Annotated in this window: 6 protein-coding genes and 1 pseudogene; 4 read left to right on the top strand and 3 right to left on the bottom strand. The window is 66.7% G+C overall.

Going from position 1 to position 5179, the window contains the following annotated elements; all coding sequences use genetic code 11:
• Positions 1–178: 178 nt before the first annotated feature.
• Together CV1CTNOD_RS00160 and CV1CTNOD_RS00155 are read right to left on the bottom strand one after the other, a co-directional pair.
• Positions 179–943: a ThuA domain-containing protein gene (locus CV1CTNOD_RS00160; RefSeq protein WP_131784190.1), complete on the bottom strand. Its 765-nt coding sequence runs from the start codon at positions 941–943 to the stop codon at positions 179–181.
• Between the two features lie 95 nt (positions 944–1038).
• Positions 1039–1704 (bottom strand): annotated as a pseudogene (locus tag CV1CTNOD_RS00155) (FtsK/SpoIIIE domain-containing protein); the annotation flags it as partial.
• A gap of 386 nt (positions 1705–2090) precedes the next feature.
• On the opposite strand from CV1CTNOD_RS00155, the gene CV1CTNOD_RS00150 reads away from it, so the two are divergent.
• Positions 2091–2510, top strand: a complete 420-nt coding sequence (locus CV1CTNOD_RS00150; RefSeq protein ID WP_131784189.1) for a helix-turn-helix domain-containing protein — start codon at positions 2091–2093, stop codon at positions 2508–2510.
• Positions 2511–2565: 55 nt separating this feature from the next.
• Here CV1CTNOD_RS00150 and CV1CTNOD_RS00145 read toward each other — a convergent pair whose 3' ends face one another.
• Positions 2566–2937 carry a hypothetical protein gene (locus tag CV1CTNOD_RS00145; RefSeq protein WP_242606227.1) on the bottom strand — a complete coding sequence of 124 codons (372 nt, stop codon included), beginning with the start codon at positions 2935–2937 and terminating at the stop codon, positions 2566–2568.
• Between the two features lie 452 nt (positions 2938–3389).
• On the opposite strand from CV1CTNOD_RS00145, the gene CV1CTNOD_RS26010 reads away from it, so the two are divergent.
• The 3 genes from CV1CTNOD_RS26010 (at position 3390) to CV1CTNOD_RS27185 (ending at position 5177) form a co-directional block, all read left to right on the top strand.
• The gene (locus tag CV1CTNOD_RS26010; RefSeq protein ID WP_242606226.1) at positions 3390–3794 is read left to right on the top strand and encodes a helix-turn-helix domain-containing protein; all 405 of its coding nucleotides are present in this window, start codon (positions 3390–3392) and stop codon (positions 3792–3794) included.
• 361 nt (positions 3795–4155) lie between these two features.
• Positions 4156–4899 (top strand): peptide deformylase, encoded by a 744-nt coding sequence (locus tag CV1CTNOD_RS26005; protein ID WP_242606225.1) that lies wholly within the window; start codon positions 4156–4158, stop codon positions 4897–4899.
• Positions 4896–5177 (top strand): PfkB family carbohydrate kinase, encoded by a 282-nt coding sequence (locus CV1CTNOD_RS27185; RefSeq protein WP_278043840.1) that lies wholly within the window; start codon positions 4896–4898, stop codon positions 5175–5177. The genes CV1CTNOD_RS26005 and CV1CTNOD_RS27185 overlap by 4 nt, the downstream gene beginning before the upstream one ends.
• Positions 5178–5179: the final 2 nt, after the last annotated feature.

The raw sequence follows: 5179 nt of genomic DNA, 5'->3' as shown, positions 1-5179 counted from the left end.
TCACTCGGGGAACCCCACCAACCCCATGAACAATCTAGGCCGGCAGCACCGACACAACGGTGCGGCTGTGGGTCATATGACCCCCACGGGCCGGCAGCGAACATCGAACGGCGACCTCGCGTGAACCGTCGGTCAGATATTGTATACCGGCAGCCCGGTCCGGCCGCCGGCCTTTGTTTCAGTCGGCATCCTGCTCAAACCAGCCCTCCGGGCATTGTGGGGACTCTTCAAGGGTTACCGGCGGACAGCGGGGAGCGCACCACTGGACCGCATTTGCAAGCACGCGTTGGATGGCCGGGTGATGATAAACCGGGTGAGTCTCGTGACCAGGACTGAAGTAGAATATTCTTCCCTGACCGCGGGTCCAGCACATGCCACTGCGGATCACCTCCCCACCCGAGAAGTTGCTGATGAACAACAAGCTCTCCGGGGCGGGAACGTTGAAGGGCTCCCCATACATTTCATGACGGGAAAGGACGATGGGCCGCGATATCCCGCGCAGAATCGGGTGGTCGGGCATGACCGGCCAGAGGATCTCCCTGTCACCCCCCTCCCGCCAGCGCAGGTGGCAATTCGTGCCCATGAGCCGACGAAAGATTTTCGACAGATGACCGCTGTGCAGGACAATCAGCCCCATGCCCTGCTGAACCCGGTGCTGTAGCCGGTCCACCACTTCGTCCGCGATCATGTTGTGCGCAACATGGCCCCACCACAGCAGTACGTCAATCTCAGCAACTCGGGCCGGGGGCAGCCCGTGCTCAGGTTCCTGGAGGGTCGCGGTCTCTACCCGCGCCCGCTCCCCGAGTAACCGGCGTAGCGCGGCAGCGATCGTTTCGTGCATCGTCAACGGGTACACCTGCCGCACCTCCTCCTCCTGATCCTGCTTGTTCTCACCCCATACCAGGACCCGCAGCGGACGCCGGAAACCATCCTCTTCCACCATGCCGTTTACTCTCCTCAGATTTCCCGGCCCCGCAAAGCGAACGACTGTTACCCGAGAAATACGAGATCAGTCACACATCCCGGACCCGCGCGGCTGTCCCTCACGGGCCGAGGAGTGTCGAGGCCGGCCGGGCCGATGGGCTGGGTCAGGGTGTCGCGCTGTGGGCGCCGCTGGAAGCGCAGCCGGACGAACCGGTGTGCTTCCGCCTGGACCTGGCAGCGCCGCGCCCGGAAGACGTGCCGCAGGGCTTCGGCCTGCTCTTCCCACTGTTCCGGTGTCTGTCCGGGCAGGAGTTCCACCCGCAGGACGTCCACCGCGCGGGTGGACCGAATCGACCGGATCCGCGGAAAATACTCGTCGAACGTACCCTGATCGCCGTTTGACACCGGCATGCGGATGGCAAGCCCAGCGCGAACCATCGCCGGACGCCAGCGCCGCCGGTAGACGAAAGTCAGCCGCACCCGGCCCCACATCCACCGGGCCAGCCGGCCGAACGACCGGGCGTGTACCCGCCACCAGGCAACCGCCAGGAGGACCGGCCCGACGAGCAGGACCATCAAGCCCAACGGGCCGAACCGACGGGTGAACAGCAGCAGGCCGAGCGCGACCGACACGGCCACCCGGTGACGCCAGCACCAGCGCACTGTGAGCACCAGGCCCTTACCGGCCACCGCGAGCAGCAGCACCCACAGCGGAACGCGGATCTCGTCTGACCGAGAGGAAACCCGAGGCGTCCCTCGATCGCTGTTGATTTTTGACATGGCAAATACCACCTGTTTCAGAACGCGCGAAGCCACCAGGACCAGAAAGAAACGAGGATGAAAGAAGATCGGACAGGCCAGGAAGCAGCGGAAGGGAAGCAAGGGGTTCTGGGCCGTCTACCTGAAACAGAGCACCGCCACCGCGCCACCTCCACTCGTCTCGACAATCCCGGAACCGGTCGCGTGCTTTCCGGCTGACAAGGTACACGATCCGCCGCTCGCTAACCGCATTTCAACCGCTATACGATCAAAGTATGTGCGCCTTGTATAGGACCATGCCAGACAGGTCTATCCGACGAGGAAATCCGGGTGGGTTTCATACGAGGTTGGTATGGCTGCCGAACGCCTCCTGTGGCGCCGATTGCTTGATGGCTAATATGCGCGTCATGGCTGACCGGAAAGCGTCCGTCTACACCGAGCGTGGTCCGGCCGAGGGAGAGGACTGGGCCGCCGTGGCCGTGGCGCTCAACGAGCGGATGTCGAGTCGGCGGGTCGGTCAGCAGCAGTTGGCCGAGTTGTCCGGGGTGTCGGTGTCCACGCTGCGTCTCCTTCAGCACGGCGCTGGCCGCCGCGTGCAGAACAAGACCCTCGCCGCGATCGCCCGCGCGCTGGAGTGGCCCGACGACCACCTGATACACGTCCTGCTGTCCGGCACCAGGACCGCAGACAGCGAGGCGAGCGAGCCCACAGGTAGGGAGATCCTCGCTGTTCTGGCTCGCGTTGAGGATCGCCTAACCGAGATCCTGACCAGTCTCGCCACGGTCGAACAGGCCGTCACCAGGACAGACGGCCCGACGCCGTCATGAAACGATGCAGGGCCGGACCCTGTGACGAGGTCCGACCCTGCGATCTTCGGAGATGTCAGCTCAGCGCGGAGCGCTCCCGCCGATGTCGTCGGCGGATCATCTGACGGCGCAGCGCATCGGCGACATCGGCTTTCCCCGCTTCATACGCCGCGTGTTCCCCTTCGGTCATCCACCGCCGGCCGTTGCCCGCCCCCACCCGCACCGGGTCGAGTTCAAGCATCGCCCGCAGGAACGGCCCGGGAATCTGCCGGCGGGACAGCCGCGCGCCGGAGGCTTCGTAGACGAGGACCACGTCAACGTCCCCGAAGGCCTCAGCGAACCGCAGGCCGGACGGCATCTCCGCCATCGCCGCGTGCAACGCCTGCGCCGACGAGCCCGCCGGGACCACCAGCGCCCAGGCGTCCACACCCCAGGGCAGCAGGCCCACCCCCGGTTCCTCATCTGCCCGGCACGGGCCACTCGTCCACGTCATCGTGAACCCCCGTGCCCATTCCGCGGATTCGCTCCGGTCTGTCTGGTCCTGGTCCATGGCATCCGCCGTGCCCCTCATCCTTCGTGTCACCTCACGGTCTGGACGCCACCCCGTCCCGCGGAGCCCGGCTCTACGTGAACACGGAGCGGGGTGGCCTGCACCCAGCCTCACCCGACGGGTTGTCACGAAATGTCGATATGACATACACGTCTCGTATGGACCATTGACAGCGCGTCAACGCCGCGATCGGGTGGCGAGCGGTTGCCGGCCGGTTGCCGAACCCGCGAAAAACGGTTGCCACACAAGGCCCATACTGGTTTGGTATGACCGCGTTAGTCTGTGCGTGCTTTCCGCTCACGCCACCCGTCGTGAGCGTCCGGCTTCGGTGGGACGTGGAGGTTCGCCCCGTGACGCACACCCCCGGCGTGCCGGTCGGGTCGTATCGGGTGTCCGCCGAACTGTTGGCCCGGCCCGACTTCCGCGCCGCCTGCTCCGTCCGCGACTTCGGGACGATCTTCCGCCTGATGTGCAAGTACGACGGCGCCAGCCAGGACCGGATCTCCTCACCGGTCGACGGCCTGTCGCAGTCACGGGTGAGCCGCATCGTGCGCGGTGAAGACCGCATCGCCTCCCTGGACCTCATCGAGCGCATCGCGGACGCCCTGCGCATCCCAGGCGGATACTTCGGGCTCGCCCCGCGCCGGTGGGAATCCACGCACAGCCCGCCGGGCCGCAGCCCGTTCCGGCCCTGGCATCCCCACCGGTTGCGACTACCCCGCCCGCGCAGCCGGCCGCGTCGTAGGGTGGCCTGATCGTCGAGGTCGACGAGGCGACGTTGCGGTACGACGACGCGACGTACTACGCGCGCCAGATGCGCCGGATCGTGAACACCGGCACCGAGCCGGTCACCCGCTACCTGATGCGGATCTCCGTCGACCGCTATCCGGGCGACCCCGAGCGATCGGCCCGGCTGTACCGGGCGAAACCGCTCCGGTGGGACTTCCTGCGGCTGTCCGCCACGTGCAACGGCGAGCCGATGAACTGGAAGATCAAGACCGACTGGGACGCACTCAAGGAAGTCTGGCTCTGCTTCGAGAACTCACAGGGGCACTTTCCGCTCTACCCGGGCGACACCGCCGTCATCGAGTACTCCTACCGGGTGTCGGATGACCGGTGGGGCCGTGGTTCCAGCGCGCCGTACGGGTCCCGACCCGTTCCCTGCCGTTCCGGACCGCGATCGCGCGCACCGAGACCGCCGGCCGCCGGGTGTTCTCATGGTCAACAAACGAGCCGCCGTTGCACGCCCGCTACCGGCTGGAGTGGAACTTCCGCGCCCAGCCCGACCCCGCCGCCGGGGCCGCCCGTCCGTCCGAGCAGATGGCCGCGGTCGGCATCGTGCAGCAGGGCGCCGAGATCCTGAGCAAGCCCGCTCGCCCGTTCGATCTGCCTGCCGAGGCCGAGGACGCCCGCCGGGTCGTTGCCGAACTCTCCTCCGCGATCGAACGGGTCTCCGCCCTGCATACCTTCGGGAAGGGTATGGGGATCGCCGCTCCGCAGGTCGGGATCAACCGGGCCGCCGCGATCGTCCGCACCGTCGACGGCGACACGATCACTTTGCTCAACCCAACCGTCATCGAGGCCAGCCCCGAGACCGACGAGCAGTACGAAGGATGCCTGAGCTTCTTCGATGTCCGCGGCCTGGTCCCCCGACCGCTCACTCTGCACGTCGAGCACGCCGACATCGACGGAACACGGCGGATCACCGCGTTCGAGAAGGGCCTTGCCCGCCTGGTCGCCCACGAAATCGACCACTTGGACGGCCACCTCTACACCGACAAGATGCGCCCCGGGGTGACCCCGATCCCGGTCGAGCAGTACCGCGGAGTCGGCTCCGCCTGGACCTACACCAGCACATGACCGGCACCCACCCAGCGCGCCCTATCAGCGAGCTTCGGTTCCTCGTGGCCGGCGCCTACGTCCTCGACTGCCTGATCAGCACACCCCGCTTACCGGTATGGGGCGACGACCTACGTGCCGACGCCATGCGGACTGTCCCGGGCGGCAAAGCGCTCAACCAGGCCGTCACGCTCGCCCGTCTCGGCGCCCAAGTCGCCGCCGTCGGGTGTGTCGGAACCGATGTCGTGGGCGAAGCCATCCGGAGCGCCTGCACTCCGCATGTTCGTGCAGTGTGCTGATG

The organism is Protofrankia symbiont of Coriaria ruscifolia (assembly GCF_900634745.1).
In the GTDB taxonomy this organism is placed as follows: domain Bacteria; phylum Actinomycetota; class Actinomycetes; order Frankiales; family Frankiaceae; genus Protofrankia; species Protofrankia californiensis.
Note: the sequence above shows the minus strand (reverse complement) of the source record. Positions and strands in the feature narration are given on the sequence as shown.

Coding starts and splice junctions, on each gene's coding strand:
- CV1CTNOD_RS00160 (WP_131784190.1), bottom strand. CDS start 943: ATGGTGGAAGAGGATGGTTTCCGGCGTCCGCTGCGGGTCCTGGTATGG.
- CV1CTNOD_RS27185 (WP_278043840.1), top strand. CDS start 4,896: ATGACCGGCACCCACCCAGCGCGCCCTATCAGCGAGCTTCGGTTCCTC.
- CV1CTNOD_RS00150 (WP_131784189.1), top strand. CDS start 2,091: ATGGCTGACCGGAAAGCGTCCGTCTACACCGAGCGTGGTCCGGCCGAG.